A 20,467-nucleotide genomic window follows, 5' to 3' on the forward strand; every position below is an offset into this window, starting at 1 on the left:
TGCCAGAGACAGTAATCGACAGCAAGCGCCCCTATAGCTCAGCTGGTAGAGCAACTGATTTGTAATCAGTAGGTCCGCGGTTCGAGTCCGTGTGGGGGCACCATTTTACAGTTCTTATTCAAATCGCCTAAAAACCCAAATATTACAGATGTTTGCGGAGTTCTATACCCTTCGTTTCGCTGATAAGGTAAACGCTCCGAAAACGCCAGTTTCAGCACCAGTCTGCGATGGTCTGGATTCCCAGAAACCCATATCTTCCAAGGGTTTGACACGAACTGTAGGGCGAGTTCTATGTTCTTGGATGCTGTGCACTTTGGCACGTCGGTTTGCGCCAGCTTTTCCTGAGTGACTAGCTTGTCTTCTTCCAAGCGCTCGATCTTACGCTCGTAGGCCTTCGCGGCATGCGCGCTACCAGTTTCACCAATGCGATCCAGGAAGGCGTCAATTTCCTTCTCCAGCTTGGAGATGCGCTTCGCAAGAGCTTTCTTGCCAGCTGCAAGTTGATCAGTACGCTGCGCCCAGGCATCGGCAAACATTTCTCTAACTATGCCGATCAAGCCCGGAGTGGGCCGCATCGTTTTGAGAAGGTGTTCAAACTCGCCCTCCATGACATCGCGCGGGACCGACTTGCCATACGACGCACAGGACTTTGTGTGACACAAATAGTATGCGTATCGTCTTCCAGTTCCCGAACGAGACTCGCAGCTGCGATAGGGCTTGCCGCAGTCGCCACAGCTCACAAAGCCACGCAATGCAAACTTCTCACCAAGGTTCTTCCGCTGAGGTGCGATAGCCTTAGCTTTCAATCGTTCTTGAATCTTCTCGAATGTCTGTACGGAGATCAGGCCATCATGCCGTCCTTCGCGTAAAGCGATCCCCCATTTCGGTGCTTGTACAAACCCGGCGTAGAGCGGGTTGCGTAGGATGTCAGAAACCTTCTGGATGCGAAGGCCGCCGGCTGGTTTCGGGAACTCTGGTTCGGCTTGAAGGAACGCTAGGACTTCGCTCTGTGTTTCCAATAGCCCCGAGGCAAAACCTTCCAGCGCATCGGTGACTATTGATGCAACGGGTTCATCACGAACAAGGATTTTTCCTTCGCCGCGCGTCTGAACATACTTGTATCCTGGCATTTTCTTGAACACCCAATAGCCATTTTCGATACGGGCCTTCATCCGGTTAGCAGAAGTTTCCGCGATCTTCTCACGCTGGTGCTGCGACACAGAAGCCAGCAGGTTCTCAACAAGCTTGTCGTCGCTGGTCGTCCCGAAAGTCACGGAGGGGCTTTCCAGTTTCCCCCCGGCCTTGTCCAAAAGTTCGCGTAGCTTCCAGTGAACAGTCACCTCGCGTGAGAACCGAGAGAGGTCGTCTATAATGACAGCATAGGTGCCGTCCTCTTGTGCGAGCAACCAGCCGAGCATCTCCTGCATGGCCGGGCGGTCCAGCACGCCACCGGAGACTCCCTTGTCATGGTAGACCTTGACGACCTCATAGCCTTTTCGCCGGGCATAGTCCTCGCAGCGATGCTGCTGGGATGAGAGTCCATCGCCTTCATCAAGCTGTTTGGTGCTGGAAACCCTGCAATAAATCAGCGCCTTAGTTGGTTTTTGTGTCATTCACTGCCTCCCTCTGCCATCGTTTTTGAGTTGGCAGTCTTGTCGTTGAAGCATTCGGGCAAGTTAGAAGACAACCCTAACATATCGGCGCTGTTTTCGCGGACATGCTCGTCGTTTCTTGACGCTTGTCCACAGGCATTATCGGCGGGTTTTACCTCGAAGCCCAAGTCCACAAACGACACCACAAGCAGCCACAGCGCTTCAAGCACCTGCCTTCGTTCCTCGGCGCTCATCTCCGAAGCATCCAGCATGACCTGATACTTCTCTACATCAAGCGTGAGTCTACGGCGGGTGGGCGTTGTGTCGGTCTGAGGTGGCATCTTGGCTTGTGTTCCTTTCTAGCGGGTTTTGGGTGCCATGGGTTTGTCTTCATCCAGAGCAAACAAGGCGGGCATTTTGCCCGCCTTGCCGCTACTCAGTTGGTACGCAGTGAACGCAGGCGGGGTGTCATCTCCCACGACTGGGACCTCGGTCCTGTTCATAGTGGCGCGCTTCGTCTTCACGGCGGCGCTCCTTGAATTCTCTAAGTGTTAGTCGGCCATCGACAGGCATAGCTTCCATCTGAACATCGAATCCTTGACCGTCTTTGTGCGCCCAGGCGGCACCCAATCGCGTCCAGACTGCGTCCTGATCCAGTCCGCGATCCTTGATCGTATAGCCGATGTAATCCGGCTTGCGCCCACCATCGCGGTGAGGCGTTGCTTCCTGTCTTTTTCTGTTTTCTCTTTCGGCCATCTTGACCTCCTTTCTGGTTGTGAAATTGTAAGAACAAAACAAGAACATATATTTTTTCAGTTAGCAAGAAATATATATTTTACATATACTTAGATTTGACTTCAGGCGATGAAGATGTGGATTCTAGCGGACCGCGCGATGAATGTAGCCAACGACTGAAGCTACTGCGTCAGCCATGTCGTAGCCCATCTCCGCCTTGGTCAGGCGGGCCAGACGGACGATCTCTTCTTCTGTGTAGTGCGTCGCGTCCAGGATCAGATCGAGCGTTCTCCAGGTGAGGGCGAATCCATCGACAGTTATTGTCCCGCCTCCTGGTGTGCGAAGGGATCGGGCTCGTCGCTCCAGACTGGCTTCGATTTCTCGTTCTGTCATAAATCGGATCATCTTCAGATTGTATCAAACCTCCTGTTTTTCATGCAAATTTGACTCACCGACCACACCGGAAGTCATTGCGAGCGCGGTCTTTCATGCGCCCGAGCCGCTTGTGCAGAAACTGAATGCGGCGTTCGTTTTCGGCATGGCCCGACGGATCGATTTCGCGCCTGGTTATTCCACCCGGTTCGAGACGGAAGTCATGCGTTGGTTCTTCACGCAGCTTCTCGCGCGCGCTCAGTTCTTTCTTTGTCACAGGTGTGTCGGTGATCCGCTTGTGGCGCTCATGGGCTTTCTTGAAGTCCCGGCGGAGCCTCTCTTTGAGATGGTCCATTCTTCTCTCCTTTGGGGGTGCGACTACGGTCCAATACGGGACCAATGGCCATCCTGGTATTGGGGCAGGTGTGCAAACTTGGCGGGCACGCGTTCGCGGATGACGGGACGCCAGCGGTGCCCAATCAGGGTCTTAACCCGAACCCGGTCCAGCGGCGGGTGATAGGGAGACGGATGGAACCGCCCGGCCATCCAGTGTTGCTCGTAATAGGGCTTGCGATCAGCCAGGATCGGCTTGTTCACTTCATCGGTGAAGATCACCGCTTTGTTCGACGGCAGCTTCAGAACTTCTGCCGGGTCCATCAAAGCGCGTTGCTGTAGACTCCGATGACGCGCTTCTCTGGCATGATGCGCCATGTCCGTACATGCGCGCATCAGATCGCCGCCAGCTAGCAGCTCCTGCACCGCGCGCCGCTTCGCGTGGGCCGCGCGCTCTTGAATAAGCGGATCGTCGTATTCCAGTGTCTGGGAACCGATCATGTCGGAGAGCTTGCGGGCCGTCTCGTAGTCACGAACCCCGAAGTAGATTTGGGTTGCCGCGCTGGCGGCTATGATCTTGTCAGCGTCTTTCCCAAGGGTCGCCATTTGGGGAAAGCTCTGAAAGATCGATATTGGGCGAATGCCAACGCCAGCACCCAGCGAGTAGAGCTGCGGGATCAGCGGAAAGCCTTTGTCACCCGCCAAAAGGGCGCATTCGTCGAGCATCCAGTTCTGGTGCGGTGCATCCGGTCGGCGTGACTTGGCAATGAAAGCCGACGTGATAATTGCGCGCTGGATGGATGACCACGCCCCCATCATCTCGGGCGGCGGGTACAGATACAGTTGCCGTATCGCCCCGGACTCACAAAGAACCTCTGCGGAGCAGTCGAACGGGGGAGACACAGATTCCATCAACATTGGGTCTGAAAGGCAGGCAAAAGCCTTCAGCAGTTCACCCATGATGCCTGAAAGGGCCGCGCTGCCCGTTGCGTGCCCTTCGGCTATCTCGGCAGCAACCTGACGGCATACCAGGAATTGGCTCCTCGCCATATGTTCAGCAAAGGCAAAGAACTCCTCTCCACCCGCCGCTCCCAGGTTGATGACTTCGTAGAGGGATTTCGGGATGACTTTGCCTTCAACTTCGGCAAGCGTCAGCATGAATCCTTCTCCAAAGCTCTGTGCGCGGCCCTCGAAGTATTCGCCTTGAGGATTGCCGGAGAACGGCAATATCTGTGCCATTGTGAACTTCACGTCCGACACAAGCATCGGGTTGCCGATGTGCAGGTTAGGAAACATGTCGATACGGTGTTGGGGGATGCCCTCACGGGCGGCTGGGTTCCAGCAGTATCGGTGCGCACCATCAGCTGTTTGGTTCTGCGATATGATTCCGTTTTCCAGCTTCAGGTCCAGGCAAAGGAAGTTCTCCTGAAGGATACCTGCGCAAGCATTGTAGACCGCGAAGTCGCGCCCCTTGCCGCTGCGCGCACCGGCCACGCAGATGATGCCACCGGGGCCGCTTAGCCATAACGGGTGGTGCCTGAAATAGCATCCGAATACAGAGTTCCGTTGCCGCGTCACCAAACCGGAGGGTGCGATATCGCTCCATTCCGCGAATTCGGACGAGCCGAAGGGTTTCGACGAGTTATTGTTCATTTCTCGTTCTCCAAAAAAAAACCCGACAACCGGCTAGGTTGTCGGGGCTTTGGTTCTTGCCAAAGGGGGCCGCTTACATGTTTCCGATCACTGCCAGGACGATCAGACCGATGAAGATCGCCCAGCCCCACGGAAACTTGTCTTTCTTTTCGAACACATCGAAGCGTCCGCCGCCTTTGTGATCCCAAGACATGATATTCTCCTTTTGATGGATGGTGCGATGTGAATCGCTGCAATTAAGATAAGCGACCGAAGCCGCTCATCTGGGTGTTAAAACACTTGGTAAAGGACTCCAGATACGAAGAGCGTCGCAAGAAAGCGAATGACATCGCGCGCGATGAAGAAGACCAAGGCACCTGTAACGCATGCCCATCCTGCCTGAATAATGGGAGTGAATTCTCTCCCATAATTGGCCTCAAGAATTGGGGAGACATAGGGCTCTGTGAGACCGTAAAGCGCGGGCGCCCCAATGAAAGCCGCCGTAAATGCCAGGATATTCGGCAATGCTGAAGGTTTTGGATGATTTTGATTGGGCATCTGAGACCTCATGAACTGTGCGAACTATTTCGCAGTAGGGAGGCAATAGTCGAATGAGGAATGCGATCCGGGGGATATACCGCCCGGATCGCGACGCGCGTCACTCTACTATGCAAGAAGGCTGTTGGTTGTCGTTCGCCGGAGCCATCGGCCAGGTTGAAGCCCTCACCGGATAAGCCGCCCGCAATATCGTTGCCAAATTGCGCACCCGTTCTCGGGCCTCTTTCCGTACGCGGGGTTTCACGTTGGGTGGACACGGTGTGCAGCAAAAGTCCCTGAACCATTCGCGAATCGACGGACGTTCGAACTCATCCATATCAAGGAAGACTTCAGAACCGCTCTCGTCGCGCACCCATCCGCCGAAGTCACGGTAGAGGTCGCCAACATGTTCAAGCCAATCGCTATCGGAGACACCTTCATCGAAGGCTACCTCTTTCACGGCACGAAGGAAGTGGTGGTTTTCTAACTCCTCGTTCGTAACGCGTAGAACATCAAGCTTTCGGCAGTAGCCGAGAAAGCGGCACTCTGGGCATTGTGGCATTGCTTTTCCCTCATCTGGGGCGGCAGTGATTCCGCGGTGATGAAGACGGCATGCATGGTTGGAATCCGTTGACCAAAGGCCAACTTAAGTGGAAACCGTTGGTTTCCGTTGGGCATTGTTTTTGAACAATTAAATTTGATATTAGGTCAGCAAATATGATATATTTTCATATGACATTTATCGAGCCAGGCAAGTATCAAGTGACAGTCCAACGTGAAGAAAATGAGCCCGCCCTATGGGAAGAACGTTGGGTCCCAGAGGATTCGCCTGATACCGCGGTATATGTGAACGGTGGGGAAAGCGGTTATCGGCACTACACGTTCGAACAAAACGGAGTTAAGCATAGGGACGATGGCCCCGCTGTGCTGACGGTGGCACCCGATGGTCGCGTTGAAAGCCAGGCTTGGTATCGAAACGGCAAAATTCACCGAACCGATGGTCCTGCCGAAGTCGCGTTTTTCGAAGGCACAAAAAAGGTCGAGCACCTGGGGTACTGGGAGAATGACTTGCCTCATCGCGATGACGGTCCCGCGAGCATTCGATACGATGAGACTGGTCGGGTTGTTAAACAAGACTACTACAAACACGGCGAGCAGTATTTCCCCTTCCAATCAGACGATGCCGCACCTAACGTCTAGGGCTGAGTATTTTCGAATGGGGTCCGGTATTGTCCAATCTGGATGCAGACGCGTGTCACCTCTTCACGGAGACGATTGAAACACTCGCGGAAGAGCGAAAAATCATTCATCCAAAGGATTGCATGGGACAGGAGTTCTTTGCTTTCATTACACTTGAATATCGAAAGATACTTGACGACCCAAAGAAGCGTCTCATTGACGACGCAAGTAGCATGTCGATCCTGCAAATTTGCAAAGACAACCCGGCGTTCATTCCGGACTATTTGATCGACCCAAAAGACAGCTGGTCGGCAAGAAAAGCCCGCTCGCGCGACATGAAGGAAGGGCGCGGTGCATCGGAACATTTTTGCCACGCCTTTTTTTGGATGTTGTCTAGGTTTCCGGAGAACGTTCACACAAAGAGAATTGAGCATATCGTTTTTAAAGAAAAATCTTTCGAGAGGTTCTTTGGGTTCCCACTCCCCTTACAATCAGATCAAGCGAGACGCCTTTTCGGCAAATGGGAACTGGAAAATTCGCAAGATAGCTATTCTTCCGACCCTGATGCCGCCACAGAAAGCACACAAACCAACCAAGGCTACCAATCTGCCTTGGAAAACAAATCTACTATTGAGAGCGAACAGAAGAGTCCCGAGACTCGCAGAAATCGAAGGTGGTTACACCTATCACTTCTGGTTATTGGCGTTGCAACTGTCTCCGTCGTTGCATTTCTCGGCTCAATCCAGTCATTTTTATCGAGTGCAATAAACTCGGCTCTAACAAAGAGCACTTTCGAGCTCCATTCTGAGTATTTCCCTGTAGAACACTACAGTACGCAGCTTTATGCCTATCCGGTTTATGATGACTTGCCTCAAGGGTTGGACATCTCTCGCAATATAAGCGGCGTAATGCTTTTCGACACTTTCTCGTATACCGGATTCAATAGTGCGCGATTGATCTCTCATACCAGCCGTAGCGATGATGACATTGACTGGCCCTTTGAATACCTCGCAGGTAGTGGCGATAGGGTTTACGGCAAACCAGACCAATTACTTAAGGAGGATGGACGGTTCCTGACGACATATAACTTTGAAAGCTATCCATTGGATTGTCCTACTGTCTTTGCCCCTATCTCTCTTTCGTCAAACTATGCGGTTGGCCAGCCCAGTTGCCGAGAAGTAGCGATTTACTACGAAAAGCCAGGCGAATGGAAAAGGACGATCGTTGATTTTTCAGAGACACTTGCCCCTCATTTTCCATCCCAACTTCCAAAATTTGATGCGGTGAATATCGAAATTGCCGAGCTTTCGGATGGAATTTTGACTTCCATGAGACCAACCGGCCCTGGATTCGAAAGCATCTCGTTTATTGCAAGTCACAGATGGGATGTATTGTCCGGATGGGGGTTAATTTTTGAGTCCGAAACAGTGACCGCGTTTGAGATCGGAAGAACGCAATCTGAAAAAAGCGTCTTGGTGTATGCAGAAGACAAAGGAAGTGGTGGGGCAAGTCGATTTCTGGTAGTGAATTATTATACTGGAGAAGTTCACCTAAAGTTAAAAATCCCGAGAAAAGTCAGGTTTTTTGACGTAGATCACGCAGAATGTGCCCGTACTTGCAAGTTAACCGTAGCAACGGACAGCGATGTCTACGTTTTTAGTCTTTCCTATCGAAGCGATCCTCCCCGTCGTCTCCTGGACTATTGAGAGATCGATTGGATGGCGGCAGTTAGGCAATTAACCTCGGCCTTCCAGGCAGTCGCCCTTCCTTCGCTGCTTCGGCCATGCCTGCCAACGTTCTTTCACGGATGATGGATCGTTCCAACTCGGCTACGGCTCCTAAAATGTGGAAGATAAACCTGCCCATCGCGGTTGCTGTGTCGATCTTCTCATTCAAGCTTTCGAAGAACACGCCGCGCGCAGTCAGATCATCATTTAACTCTATCAAATGCTTGAGTGACCGTCCAAGACGGTCCAGCCGCCAAACGATCAGCGTGTCACCATCCCCAAGCTCAGCCAACGCCTCATCCAACGCAGGACGGCTAGCGACCGCGCCTGACACGCCTTCATCCTCAAAAGTCAGATCGCACCCCGCCGCTTTTAGCGCCGTGACCTGATAGGCTAGGTTCTGTTCTGCGGTGGAAACGCGGGCATAGCCAATCTTACGACTCGTAGTGTTTTTGTTCATAGGGAAGTCCTCTCTAGAAAATATGTTGAATCAAGCTTGAGGCCGCGCATCCCGCGCGATCCCTGCAACACATCCTCTGAGATAAAAAAGGACCCTTTTTCGGATATTGGCGATTTTGCCAGTTCCTGAGCCTTCGTGTCCGCCAAAACCACTGCACAACAATGGCTTAACTTTCAAAACGCAACGTACCACAAAATGAACACCCCTTGCAAGAAAAAGGGTCCTTTTTCTGGCTTAAGATCAATATGTTAAGCGATCATAGCCTACGTTCCGCCCAAAGTAGGATTGAAGCGTATGGCTTTGGAAAAACTCAGAGAAAACTTCATTGGACGTGCCGTCGGAGCAGGCATGGTTGGCTTGGCCGCAATCACGCCGATGCCTGCTTTTGCACAGGACATCGCCCCAACTGAAGTCGCTGTATGGACCGATGAACTTCGTGAACTTCATGAAGCTGCCATTGCCGCCAATGCATACGCCTCAACACATGGAGCGGCGATCTTGCTGCATGTTGGTATGGATATTCAAAACCATCCCCAGCGCGATGCTGTGCTGCAATGGGTGGCAGATACATACAAGGGGCACTTTGAACCGCACGGCATTGAAATCGAGGTGTTCCCAAGAATGAATGATGCCTCTGCAACTGTTTTGGAATATCGCGTAGGGCCAAAACCATACACGCCAGTCGGTCAGCCCGATCCGATACTTGGAATGGAAACCGCTGAGCGCCCTGAAGTTGTTGCTGATGTCGCCAAGCAAGCGGCTCTTCAGCTTGAGATGGCCTTGAGTATTCAGCCGGAAGTTACACCTGACGGTTAAGCAGGTTTCATATCAATTTCATTTGACGGATTACTATTTGGCACCGTTTCACTGGCGCTCGAAGCTTCGGCAAATTGGCTTTGCATGTCTTCGGAGGCTGCGGCGAGGGTAGTGCTCGTAGCCGCAAATCGGTTCATGAATGAACTGGCTTCCGCACTTTCTACCGTCCCGTTCGCATCATTATCGCTAAAACTATCTTGGCCATTTCGCCCGTCGATCCGCAAAACTTCTGTTTTGGCATGCTCTCCATAGGCATCAGCCTCAAGCACACTTGACGCGATTTCTGTGCCTGCATCCGCTCTTACTGTGGCAATACTCTCTCCGTTTTCTAAGCGCTGGTCTTTGTCTTTGACAGATGCGACGACTTCTTTTCGGAACTCATGGTCACGGATGAAACGGGCAACGGGATCATCCTCATATTCAGGCTTGATTGATCCGTCTTCATCCAGAATTTCTTCGATAATTTCATCCATGATCCGGCGTTGATATTCCATGTCGGACTCGCCTGCACGGCGTTCAGGAAGCTCTCCAAGAATGTCTTTGGCGTAGTCTTCAAAGCTCATTCCGGTTTCCGCTTCGATATCGCCAACAAGATCGGAGAATTCCTCATCATCCATACCTGCAACGATGTTCTCGGCGATATAGCTGTCCAGTTCCCCTTGCTGCATCATGGCGACCCAAAGTGCCACGTCGTTGGAGGTCTTTGCGGCTGCGCTCTGGCGGTCAGCATTTTGCTTTGCTGTCTTAACCTGGATATCTGAGTTTGCACGGCCCGCCACGCTCACAATCGAGCCACCGGGAAGACCAAGCAATTCTTCCTGAGCCTTGGCCGACGCGCGTTCGATCATCTCTTTTGAGTGCAAACGCTGAGGATCCAGGTCCAACGCAATAGCGGATTGCCCCGTTACATCTTCCATATTGGCCCTGAAGGCGGTGATACTCATAGTCTTCTCCCTGTCACACACGTAAGTCCGCCTGATCCGTTGACCGGATCGTTGTTTTATTTGCGGAGTACATTTGGGCAATTTGCGCTACAAAAGCGCTCTGGCACCCAATTTGACGCCAATCGCCCTGTGGCCATTGCCAACACACAGCGATTGGCCACGCTATGAGTGTACTCAAAATTGGTTAATATTTTATTATGTAAATAGATGGCATTTTAGCTAAATGCCTGGGAAAATTCACGATTTGTTAAGAGAAGCAATCAGCTTCAATAGGAATTTTCTGTGCGAAAGGCGAATTGATTTCTGCTTACCCGTCCTGATCTTGTGAAGCGTGGCTGCGCCGAGGCCTTCGGGTGCGTCATAGGCTTTAAGTAAGTACCCAACGGACAGCCGGGTTAGGTCAAAGGCTGCGTTCAACTGAGTTGAAAACTCAGGTTCTATCGGAACACGCGTAGACGATTTGTCGTAGGTGCTTGCTTGATCGCTGTCTGAAGGGAGGGAGCGAAGCACTTCCAGAACGGATGAAAGGACCTCGGGATCGACGGTCTTTAGTCTGTCATTGTATAGGACCGAAGAGATCATGCCAGATGTCATGCGATCATGTCCCGGCAGTTGTTTGGCGGTTATTTGGTTTTTGATGGCAACATCACCCCAACGGGTTTGAGCGTGAAGGGACTTTACCTCAATTCGAAGTTCAGGCGTGTAGGGAATGCGATTGCGTCTGGTGCGTTTGTCTTGGTTCATGTGCCTCCAAATTGAAGATATCCAGAATAGCATGGGGATCATCTCAGGGAGTGGTCAGAAGTTGGTGGAGGATGAGTTGTGCACAGACATGACGTGTCACCCGCGATGCAGGTGGCACGGTTTGTGATCACATTTGAATTTTGGGCTGGTTGGAGAGTTTTCGACTTACGCAAGATGTGCGTGGTAGTACCACGCATCTTGTACTGCGGGCGGCTGCGCCGTCCTCGGCAAGGGAGCCCGCTGCGCGCTCCCGTTGCATCCCTCCGGCTGGATTATCAATGAAGTTACTTCTTAAAGTCAGCATCGCGGTTCGCGTCTCGTTTCCGCTCCGCGACGATGGTTCTATCGAGCCGTGAAATTGTCCTGTCTACCCAGTGCAGAACAATGGGATTGGATGAGACTTCCTTCAACTGGAATAACTGCTCTCTCTCGCCTTCAAGCTTGTTGGCAAATGATCCCCACCAGGTACCGGATGTCAGCCTTGAGGCAACAGCGTCAAGGGAATCCGCATCGTCGATGTGTTGATCAATGAAGTCGACAAAGGTTTCCGACCACTTTCGGTTGTCTTCCTCTCCAACAAATAGCTCAATCCATCCCAGAATGAACGGTAAGCGCACTTTCTTGCTTTGAAGCATCCAAGAAACACTAATTTCTAGCGGGATATCGTTTAAGACGCCTGCGTTAGCGGGGCTTCCAACACCCGCTTCGAAAAGGCTTTCAAGACGGTATTCTCCCATACTGTCCGAACTTTCCCGAAGCCTGTGATACTCGTTCCACACCAGCTCAGGATCAATTGATATCAGACTTCGAAGTATTTTCTGCGCGTAGTCATCAAACGCAAGCTGGACATTATACTCTTCGACTTCAGTCACACTCAAAATGAACTGCAAAATAGCCTCCACGAAGTTCTGATCAGCGTGCCCGCCATCGATCAGCTTCGAGGCAATATCGTGCCAATGATACCAATCCATATTTGAGTACCGCTCGCGCTCAAACAACGCTTTATTTGTGACCGCATTCATGACGGTTTTGATCAACGGTCCTTCTTTTAGTTTATCTCTGTAGAGCATTCTCCCTACGAACTCGATGGAAGCCCATGCGCCATCGCTTCCACGTTGTTCTAAAACACCGAGCAGTTCGGCGATCAGATCAACGTCGATGGTTTCCAATGTCTCAGAAAATGCAATCGCGTCAGTTGTGTGTGGTTCAATATCTTCATCTTTCAGAAGCTGTATTACTCGCTTCATCAGTTTATCATCTAGGCCCGCAGCAGCGATCAGAATCACAGCATGCGGAACGAGTTCCGTCACTGCAAGTGCCTCATCCAAGCATAGAATTGCGGTTTGCCGATTTTCTCTTCTTGCACCACCGATAACACTCCTTGTAAGGCCCGCTATTTTTCCAGCGTTTTCTTGTGAGATATCCTTGGTCTTTAGGTGCTCGAATAACATCAGCGGGTCATTCACATGTGCGGCGATTCTATCAACCGTTGACCAACCAGAACTAAACTCACCTTGAGAAAAGGCGTCCAAAACAGGAAAAAAATACGCTGCATCTTTAGGACTGCGTGTGACTAATTCTTCAACCTTGTTCTGGCAATATTTGTAGTCGTTTTCGCCCTCACGATTGTATGTAACATCGGGGTCATGAATATCTATCGCCCAGCCCGAACTGTAAACTTGGACAAGTTCGAGGTCGGATTTTGGCAATAGAACATCGTAGTATGCGCGAAGTTTGGTTTGGTATTCTTCGGGCGCATCATCACGATCAAAGTATAGCCATTGGTTTACGCCCATAAGCGGTTTAGTCCAATGCGGATAGCGCTCCAAAAGTCGCGCGATCAGGTCTTGCACTTCGCCCAGCAAAGCTTGAATGCTCAGCAAACTTCTCAAGTGCGACCCAATTGAGTTTAAGGCAATCTCGGCATGTTCGGGGTGATCGCCAAGCGCCAGTTTCTCCAGGCGTTTTAGTGCTTCTCGATAGTAGTCGAAGATTTCGCCATAAGTTTTAGGGTACCAATCGTTGAGAGCTTCGTCTGCACCAATGTTCTCGTTTCCGCCCGATCTGGAAAAATGACCACTCTCCAACATTCTATCCAGCGCCGATAGGCAGATATCTCTGACGCGCTGGTCTTTGTCGGACAACCCTTCATCTAGAACAATTAGTTTTTCTTGCGGGCTGGCTTCTGTGCCCGAGAGTTGAAGCTGATAAAGTCCTTTAAATTGTCCGGTAGCATTGTTCCCCCACGTCTCATTTTCTGCGGCAGCTAGTCGGAGCAGAAGCCTCGCGGCAGGCAGAAATGTCTGATGCCTAAAGACGAGCTTATCTAAAGCCCAAACAACGTGGCGGCGTCCATTCTGAAATGTTTCAAGATCATTGATTGATTTCTCACCTAAAAGCCGTTGCAGATGATCCATCGTTGCGTCTGGCGCTAGATGTACAAATCGATCAAGAAGTTTTGAGCCAAACTCAGTATCAAGCGAGACTACGTCCGGTAAGGCTTCGTTAATTAACACACATGCAAATTCGCTGACCTTTTCCGACCAAGATACCCACCTCAAACGCCCAACCATGCGCAACTTCATATCTTCACTCAAAGATCGGAAGAAGGCCTCCAACGTTCCAGACTGTTTGGATTCGAGCCACATATTCGACAGCCTCATTGCAAGCGGTAGAGGTTGCACTTCGGCATAGTCACCCTGCCTGTGAATCACACCTGTATCCACGAAGGAAGTCAGGTCTGTGAACATGGTTTTTTCGGTGCTTCCTGAGAATTTGGCAATTTCTTGGAGTTCTCCGCTTACCTCACCCTCAACTCCAACAAGAGTGAAGAGACTCAATAGCTGGAGGGTTTCTAATGCCGCAACATTCTCATCGCGCTCCCCCCAAACAATTCGAGAAATCAATGCTTCGACCGAGCTTAGCTCAAAATCTTTGTCCTCCAATGCCCGTGCCGCAAAAACCGCCATTCTTGGAAACCCCTGCGCAAGGTCTCGCACCAAGGTAGCGTTGCGCCCTTTTGCCCGCTCGTGCACAGCACAAGCGATATCAGTAATATGTTCATCTGACGCTGGGTTGAGTTGCACTACGAGGTTCTTGCGCATCGATTGCGCTTTGGATTCAACACCAATCGTGATTGCAGCGCAATTTGAGCCTTTCCGGTGTACCGTCTCACTTATGCGCGTGTGGATAGAAGTTGGGCAATCATCGACTATCAACAGAGCACGAGAGCCGGAGTCGGCCAGTTCGCGCGTTAAATTCAATATTCTATCGCTGACGTCTTCGTAGTTGCAATATACGACTTGTCTTGAATCCAACGCATCATCCGGTTGAGATTCTGCGTTGATAAGCTCAAATACAAACCGGGTCTTTCCGAAACCCGACGGGCCAAAAACACGGATTGCGCTGCCTTTTTCTTTTAAGAAATCAAAGACGAGCTGACGTATACCTGGGAGATCCTTTTCCTCTGCAATGCTGGGATCGTCGTTTCTCCAGATTCGTATTTCCGCGCCTTTTGCAGAGAACCTTGGTTGCTTGCTTTCTTGATATGGAACTTCTGAAACTTCAGGTGCTTTCCCCCAATCCTCGTGAGTTTGAAATCCGCCCAGATGCACGTCTCGCAATAGTGTATTGAGCCACAGGCTTACCGCTGGATGAGTGCTTGCCCAACTCGCTAGTCGGTTACAGTCATAAATATCTATAGACGTAAGGCGCTTTGGGTCATGCCCTGCTTCACGTATCCCGGCGCGAATTGCGTTGATCCGGTCATCGCGTTTAGTGCCGACTGCCGCTGTTGTTGTAACGACGACGTATGCTCCGCTATTCTGGATTGCTTGAACAATGGCGTCATTCAACACCCGTGTTTCCCCGGCATTTTGTGAAGCTTTCGTCCAGGTTTCCTTCTTCAATCCAGAAGGGGATGTCGACCCCCTTTTGCTCTGAAAAACCGAATAACGACTGGGTAACCAATCCGTTTGATTTGGACCGCCAGACCACTCAACCCGACCGTCTTCGCCGCCATCAGCGATGTTGATCTGAGCGGGTACGCTACCTGAACGAAGTGGAATGTCATGCTTGAGTAACTCTGCATGCACCAACCGTCGCAAAAGCTCTACAACCTGATTTGCGTCTAGCCTCTCAATTTGGGTTGAGCTGACTTCAAAAATCATATTGGGAAATGTCCTTTTCAGGGTTTGTTGTTAAATCAAAAATTCGATCCCACACCGCTAAGGCGCGCGCCCTTCAGCCACGTTCTTACCAATCTGATAGCAATGCAGGGCGCAGGGAAAGTGGCGGATCATGATGCCGTCGATGACAGTTTCGCGGGTCATGGTTTTGGTGGTTGCGCCGACAGGCAGATTTACATCGGCGTTACGCCTTGCTAGTTCGATCAGGCCGCGCAGCTCACCGGGTTGATCATCAGCATAGCGATCCGACCATTTGATCTCATACGCCCATGTGGGCTTGAGGCGCGCAGGATCAACGCGAACCAGATCGACTTCTAAATCAGCACGTCCCTTTTTCCAGCGCGCATAGTGGATATTACTCATCAGGTCAGAGTGGAACCACTGGCTGAATAGCGCCGTCTCGGCCATTGCACCCATAGGCTCATCGCCATCACTGATCGGCGCAAACAGAGCCGAGCGCATCGAGGGGTTGGTCAGGTAGACTTTGAAATTGCGCATGCGCTGGAATGTTTTGCCCGTATCGTCCACGCGCCTGACACGGACGATCAGGAACGCCGCTTCCAGGTAGTCTAGATATTTGGTGATGGTGTTTTTGGCGACGCCTGAGCTTTGGGCCAGGCCATCCAGGCTGATCTCGTTGCCCGTATGATACGCAATTGTCGTGAACAGACGGTTGAGTTCCTGAATGTCCTGGATGCCGTAAAGGCTGGGCAAGTCGCGCAGCAGAACTTTGTCGATGATGTCCCGTCCGAGGTAGCGCTGCACATCGGCCTGAATGCTTTCATTCAGAACCGCTTCCGGGTAGCCGCCGAAGTTCAGGTAGTTGATGAACTCTTCGTTCAAGCGCTCAATGTCGCTTGTCACGTAGCGTATCGTGGCCCCGGTCTGGCCGATATCAATCAGCTCATCCTCAAGCTTTCGAAAGGCAAGAAATTCGGCAAAGGTCAGAGGCGGCAGAAAGAAATCTGTAAATCTGCCTGCGCCGGATTCTTGGCTTTTGAGCTTGAGGGCCGCTGCTGCTGAGCCCGAGGCAATGAACCGCGTGTTGGGATGCTGATCCGTCAGCACCTTCAAATGCACTTCCCAATCTTTGAGATACTGGATTTCATCGAAGATCACGATGCGTTTGTCTTGCGGATCATGACCTGTTTGCTCTTCGAAGAAGGTCAGCAACCGGTCCAGAGGCATGCCGCTGTAAAGCGGCGTATCGACAGAGACAAAAAGGATGCTGGAGCCATCAAAACCATCACGCACAGCCTGATCGATCAACTGGCGTAACATTACAGTCTTGCCGACCCGCCTTGGTCCCATCAGGATAGTTGAACGCCGGACGCTCCAATCCAATGCCCGCTCTGCGAAGGGTTTGAAATAGGCGCGTTTTTGCGTGTATGCGTCCTTCGGCGTTGTATAGCTGTCTGCCCACCAGGGGTTATCTCGGTTTAGGCTTTTAAGTATGTCGTTTTTGGAAATCTCAAGCATGTTATTATAGTATCAAGATGGTGATGTTAAAACAACATAATGTTTCATCTATTTGTTTTTCAATGTGAAATCTGGTCGCTTTAGTGGGGAAAATACTCCCCTAGCGCTCGTTTCTATACTAGTTTGACGCCCGATTTGGCTGCATAGGCGAGCACCAAGAATTGCCTTTGTGGCGACCTCTAAGCCGAAATACCCGAATTTGTATCCATAAACACCCAAATCCTAAGCGTTTTGAACGCATCCTTGCAGGCCAGGCTCTCGTGAACCAAGCCGCAGGCTTGCGTCTTGTCCATTCGGCATCGATCCCTTGCGCGGACTGGGGCTGCCGCCCCTAGCGCACTTCACCAAAAATAGACGGTCTCCCGAGGCTCGCGGGGCAGGCCCGCTGCGCCCGCCGTCGATTTTTGTCTCCGTTTGCCCCCCGCTTCTCGGCGAAGGCCAAGGGTTGCATGCGCAACCCCTGTCCCAAGGAGAAGAAAATGGAGACTGCACGCTCAGAGATACGAATTTATGTGGCCTGCCTTGCGGCCTACAATGCTGGGCATTTGCATGGCAAATGGATCAATGCGGATCAAGATGTCGAGCACGTTCACAAAGCCGTCAAAGAGATGCTGGAGGCGTCCCCCATCGATAGCGCAGAAGAATTTACCATCCACGACTATGACGGTTTTGAAGGCTACTGCCTATCAGAGTATGAAGACATTGAGCAGGTCTGTGAAATCGCATCATTCATCAGCGAACACGGAAAGCTGGCAGCAGCGCTTCTCGAACACTACGACAGTCTGAGCGATGCACGTCGCGCGCTCGAAGATCACTATGCGGGGTGCTATGAAAGTGCCGCAGGTTTCGCCCAGGAAATCACTGAGCAAACGCAAGACATTCCCGATCAGTTAGCTTTTTACATCGATTATGAAGCCATGGCGCGGGATATGCTGATCAATGATGTTTTTGCGATAGAGCTTGGCTTCAGAGAAACTCACATTTTTTGGTGCCATTGATGCAACCATGCTGATGGGGAATACAGTGTTACGCCGATCAATGTGCTTTTGCGGTAGAGCTTCCGAAGCTCGGAGTATCTCCTGCGCCCGCCTTCTGCCATTGGGCTTGCCGTTTTGGATCATCCGTCCATGCATGCTTTGCTTGAGCGATCTTCTTAAGTCGTTATCTCGAACAGTCCAGACTCGAAAGATCGAATGAAATCCTGTGCGATTTTATGACAGTCTTGAGGGGGAGGGTCGCCGAGATCGAGAATTCCCTCCATGTCCGGCTCAAACATACCGTTTTCCACTACAAGCAAGCGATCAATCCCAAAAATGGGCCTGCCTCTTGTTTTGTAGTCCTCGATAGCATCAAGTGCCTCCTGCTTGGTAAGGTACTTTTTCTTCATTTGAACTCGCTCTTCCAATTCGGGTTGTTTCGATCCGAAATGGCTACAATATCATGATTTAAATCATTTTTCACAACATAGTGCTCATCCTTGCGGATATAGGCTGTGGCCGGATCATTCCGTCTTCCGGAGCCGTCTGGCAGATGCCGATGATCAATTGTGGGCTGTGTTCGATACGGCGATGCGACTGTGTTCTGTATATCTTGGTTGGTCCATCCTCTAGAGTCTGCTTGCCGCTGGATTTTTGGACCTATGTTGATTGCTTGCGTCTTTTCAGCTTTTTGAAGCGCCGCTCCAAGTTCTTCACGTTGCTTACCCTGCGGCACCTGGTCGATGCCTTGTTTCATATTGGCAATTGCAGTCTGTTGGTTTGGCTGTTGCGACAACGCTGGATTGGCTTGCTGAGCTTTCTTTTGTGCCGCTAACTCTGCCTCACGACGTTTGGCCGCGACGGCAGCAGCGTTCTGAGTGGCTTGTTCATTCAGCTTCTTCTGGTCGAGCGCTTTCTGTGCTTGCAGATTTGCTTCTTGCTGTTTCTTTGCGAGCGATTGTTCATCAAGCAGACGTTTGGATTCGAGTGCGCGTTGCTCTGCTTCGCGCACCGCTCGCCGAGACGCCTCCGCCAGATCGTCTGCCTGTTTCTTTGCGGTTTGTGAGAACGCATTGTTGGCTGCGCAACTCAGGCGTCCAGCAGCGGAGCCGCCTTGGCAATCAGCCGAAGCTGAACTGGCACCTAAAAAAACGGCAATGACCACACTTGCTAGAAAACCAGTTCTATTAAACATGCTCATTTACCTCGCTTCTTCGAAATGGCCTTTGCATTGCCGAATAGGCTACTTGATAGATAGCCGCCTGCAGCGCCAATTCCAGCAAGTGTCGCAGTATCTTTAACCCTTTTTGCAAGCGGTGTGCCTGGTGGCGCAGTACCCAAACTCCACAACGCACTCTCACCAGCCTCCAAAACAGTGTCCGCTAGACGAGCGCCAGCCGCTTTCTTCATACCGGACTTCACAAAGGAGTTTTTAACTGCCTTTTTCCCAATGAGTCTCACGGCGGAAGGCGTGACAATCGCAAACCACTGGGAGTTTACGTAGGTGTCCAATTCTTTCTGGCGTGCAAGTCCGCGTGCCTGTTCCTTTTGCCACTTGCACTCGGCGGCATCGATGTACTCAATCCCAGCCTCGTTTCGCTTGTTGTATTTTTCGCCTTTGATCTGGCTTCGACCAAATTCCCAAAGCTTACTGACACCGTTAGCCGCCCCACGAAGCGCGTTGTTTCCGTAGCAGAGCGCCCATGGCGTTTGTCCGAAAGAAACAGCGTCTCCTACGCCATACCAGAAAGCTAGTCCTGACTGATCCCCGGCGTGGGCATGGTAGCGTACGTTGAAGTAGTAAGGCGCTTCAATAACCAGCTTCTGCGTTCCGCGTAGGATTTCGTACCTTACGAGTGTTTCGATGCCATGGTCGCGCGATAGTCCATGATTGATCAGCAATTGCGCTAGGTCAGCTTGTCCAAAGACTTCACTGCCGTTCACCTTTAGGATTGCGTCACCGCTTCTCAGAAGCTGTGGTTCGCCGAATACGTTCTTTTGCGGCATTTCAAACAGCCAAACCCCAGGGTTTAGCGGACCGTTCTGATCTTCCATGCGTCCGCCCGCGATGAATGGGGCTTTACCGCGCCACTCTCGCTCATAAAAAGTTTGTCGCCCTATAGACCTTTCAAGCCGTTTTGCACTCGCAAGCCCCTGTTCCAAATCGGATTCAAAATCCCCCGATGACTTCAACAATGCTAGATCAGGGTGTTCCCAGACAAAGTTCCAACTCTTGCGGCTTTTCATCGAGAACGCGGGCTGCAAACCCGCTAAGTAAAAAGAAATTGGACAATGGTCGGGCGAAAAAAATTCGCGCTTTTCTATAGGTGTTGGCGTGGGAAAGCACGTGTGCGCCACGCCCCAATATTGGACTTCATCAGCCTCAAGAGGGTTCGAAACGCCGTCTCCACCATCATGTGTATCGGCGTTTTTGATGTCCCGAACAAGGCTGTAGGTGAATTGGCTTTGAGAAGGAATCGAAGTGTGAACGAAAAACTCAGGGGATCCGAACCAAAATCGCTTCTTTGCGGTGATGCAGGTTCCGGGCGCTAGACTCGTTCTCCCAGAGAGTGCGGTCAGTTCTCCGTCAATATTTGCAAAAGCAATATGATCGGTCGTGTAAGGAGACGCATTGCAGACATCCAATGATGCCTTCGGGGAAAAGACAAAAAGAAGAATAACTACCAGCACAGCGACTGGTGGAAAATACTTATAGACAGGATTTGCAACCATATTCGCCCCCAAAAATCGTT

General features: G+C 51.3%; 20 protein-coding genes and 1 tRNA gene. 5 read left to right on the forward strand and 16 right to left on the reverse strand.

What is annotated here, in order from left to right; all coding sequences use genetic code 11:
- Window positions 1-27: 27 nt before the first annotated feature.
- A tRNA-Thr gene (locus tag ACR3E0_RS07145) sits at window positions 28-103 on the forward strand.
- On the opposite strand, the gene ACR3E0_RS07150 is transcribed toward ACR3E0_RS07145, so the two are convergent.
- The 8 genes from ACR3E0_RS07150 to ACR3E0_RS07185 all read right to left on the reverse strand — a co-directional run bounded on the left by ACR3E0_RS07150 (window position 66) and on the right by ACR3E0_RS07185 (window position 5,763).
- Window positions 66-1,613, reverse strand: coding sequence for a recombinase family protein (locus ACR3E0_RS07150; RefSeq protein WP_480480967.1), 1,548 nt, complete (start codon window positions 1,611-1,613; stop codon window positions 66-68). The genes ACR3E0_RS07145 and ACR3E0_RS07150 overlap by 38 nt on opposite strands.
- Window positions 1,610-1,933: a hypothetical protein gene (locus tag ACR3E0_RS07155; RefSeq protein ID WP_480477544.1), complete on the reverse strand. Its 324-nt coding sequence runs from the start codon at window positions 1,931-1,933 to the stop codon at window positions 1,610-1,612. Before ACR3E0_RS07155 ends, ACR3E0_RS07150 begins: the two co-directional genes overlap by 4 nt.
- 127 nt (window positions 1,934-2,060) lie before the next feature.
- Window positions 2,061-2,348, reverse strand: coding sequence for a hypothetical protein (locus ACR3E0_RS07160; protein ID WP_480477546.1), 288 nt, complete (start codon window positions 2,346-2,348; stop codon window positions 2,061-2,063).
- Between the two features lie 123 nt (window positions 2,349-2,471).
- Window positions 2,472-2,720: a hypothetical protein gene (locus ACR3E0_RS07165; protein ID WP_480477548.1), complete on the reverse strand. Its 249-nt coding sequence runs from the start codon at window positions 2,718-2,720 to the stop codon at window positions 2,472-2,474.
- Between the two features lie 55 nt (window positions 2,721-2,775).
- Window positions 2,776-3,054, reverse strand: a complete 279-nt coding sequence (locus ACR3E0_RS07170) for a hypothetical protein (protein WP_480477550.1) — start codon at window positions 3,052-3,054, stop codon at window positions 2,776-2,778.
- A 23-nt stretch (window positions 3,055-3,077) separates the two neighbouring features.
- The gene (locus ACR3E0_RS07175; protein WP_480477552.1) at window positions 3,078-4,685 is read right to left on the reverse strand and encodes a type IV secretory system conjugative DNA transfer family protein; all 1,608 of its coding nucleotides are present in this window, start codon (window positions 4,683-4,685) and stop codon (window positions 3,078-3,080) included.
- A gap of 270 nt (window positions 4,686-4,955) precedes the next feature.
- Complete coding sequence (locus ACR3E0_RS07180) at window positions 4,956-5,222, reverse strand: hypothetical protein (protein WP_480477554.1); 267 nt, start codon at window positions 5,220-5,222, stop codon at window positions 4,956-4,958.
- 100 nt (window positions 5,223-5,322) lie between these two features.
- A complete protein-coding gene (locus ACR3E0_RS07185) occupies window positions 5,323-5,763 on the reverse strand; it encodes a hypothetical protein (protein ID WP_480477556.1) in 441 nt (146 codons plus the stop codon).
- Between the two features lie 170 nt (window positions 5,764-5,933).
- Between ACR3E0_RS07185 and ACR3E0_RS07190 the strand changes: the two genes are divergently transcribed.
- Window positions 5,934-6,401, forward strand: a complete 468-nt coding sequence (locus ACR3E0_RS07190) for a toxin-antitoxin system YwqK family antitoxin (protein WP_480477558.1) — start codon at window positions 5,934-5,936, stop codon at window positions 6,399-6,401.
- Between the two features lie 29 nt (window positions 6,402-6,430).
- Window positions 6,431-8,086 (forward strand): hypothetical protein, encoded by a 1,656-nt coding sequence (locus tag ACR3E0_RS07195; RefSeq protein WP_480477560.1) that lies wholly within the window; start codon window positions 6,431-6,433, stop codon window positions 8,084-8,086.
- A 22-nt stretch (window positions 8,087-8,108) separates the two neighbouring features.
- Here ACR3E0_RS07195 and ACR3E0_RS07200 read toward each other — a convergent pair whose 3' ends face one another.
- Window positions 8,109-8,567 (reverse strand): recombinase family protein, encoded by a 459-nt coding sequence (locus ACR3E0_RS07200; RefSeq protein WP_480477562.1) that lies wholly within the window; start codon window positions 8,565-8,567, stop codon window positions 8,109-8,111.
- A gap of 294 nt (window positions 8,568-8,861) precedes the next feature.
- On the opposite strand from ACR3E0_RS07200, the gene ACR3E0_RS07205 reads away from it, so the two are divergent.
- A complete protein-coding gene (locus ACR3E0_RS07205; RefSeq protein WP_480477564.1) occupies window positions 8,862-9,383 on the forward strand; it encodes a hypothetical protein in 522 nt (173 codons plus the stop codon).
- Here the strand turns inward: ACR3E0_RS07205 and ACR3E0_RS07210 are convergent.
- The 4 genes from ACR3E0_RS07210 to ACR3E0_RS07225 form a co-directional block, all read right to left on the reverse strand.
- Entirely contained in the window at window positions 9,380-10,327 is a 948-nt protein-coding gene (locus tag ACR3E0_RS07210) for a hypothetical protein (RefSeq protein ID WP_480477566.1), read from the reverse strand. The genes ACR3E0_RS07205 and ACR3E0_RS07210 overlap by 4 nt on opposite strands.
- A 237-nt stretch (window positions 10,328-10,564) precedes the next feature.
- Complete coding sequence (locus ACR3E0_RS07215; RefSeq protein WP_480477568.1) at window positions 10,565-11,071, reverse strand: hypothetical protein; 507 nt, start codon at window positions 11,069-11,071, stop codon at window positions 10,565-10,567.
- A 284-nt stretch (window positions 11,072-11,355) separates the two neighbouring features.
- On the reverse strand, window positions 11,356-15,240 hold the full coding sequence (locus ACR3E0_RS07220) for a hypothetical protein (protein ID WP_480477570.1): 3,885 nt from the start codon (window positions 15,238-15,240) through the stop codon (window positions 11,356-11,358).
- Window positions 15,241-15,297: 57 nt separating this feature from the next.
- A complete protein-coding gene (locus tag ACR3E0_RS07225) occupies window positions 15,298-16,737 on the reverse strand; it encodes an ATP-binding protein (protein WP_480477572.1) in 1,440 nt (479 codons plus the stop codon).
- Between the two features lie 479 nt (window positions 16,738-17,216).
- Here ACR3E0_RS07225 and ACR3E0_RS07230 point away from each other — a divergent pair, with 479 nt between their 5' ends.
- Window positions 17,217-17,735: an antirestriction protein ArdA gene (locus ACR3E0_RS07230; RefSeq protein ID WP_480477574.1), complete on the forward strand. Its 519-nt coding sequence runs from the start codon at window positions 17,217-17,219 to the stop codon at window positions 17,733-17,735.
- Window positions 17,736-17,890: 155 nt separating this feature from the next.
- Here the strand turns inward: ACR3E0_RS07230 and ACR3E0_RS07235 are convergent, their stop codons facing one another.
- From ACR3E0_RS07235 to ACR3E0_RS07245, 3 genes are read right to left on the reverse strand one after another with little or no spacing between them, the layout of a single operon-like run.
- Window positions 17,891-18,124: a hypothetical protein gene (locus ACR3E0_RS07235; protein ID WP_480477576.1), complete on the reverse strand. Its 234-nt coding sequence runs from the start codon at window positions 18,122-18,124 to the stop codon at window positions 17,891-17,893.
- Window positions 18,121-18,915 carry a colicin E5-related ribonuclease gene (locus ACR3E0_RS07240; RefSeq protein WP_480477578.1) on the reverse strand — a complete coding sequence of 265 codons (795 nt, stop codon included), beginning with the start codon at window positions 18,913-18,915 and terminating at the stop codon, window positions 18,121-18,123. The genes ACR3E0_RS07235 and ACR3E0_RS07240 overlap by 4 nt, the downstream gene beginning before the upstream one ends.
- Window positions 18,912-20,447, reverse strand: coding sequence for a hypothetical protein (locus ACR3E0_RS07245; protein WP_480477580.1), 1,536 nt, complete (start codon window positions 20,445-20,447; stop codon window positions 18,912-18,914). Before ACR3E0_RS07245 ends, ACR3E0_RS07240 begins: the two co-directional genes overlap by 4 nt.
- Between the last annotated feature and the right edge of the window lie 20 nt (window positions 20,448-20,467).

The organism is Ruegeria sp. AJ12 (genome assembly GCF_056536245.1).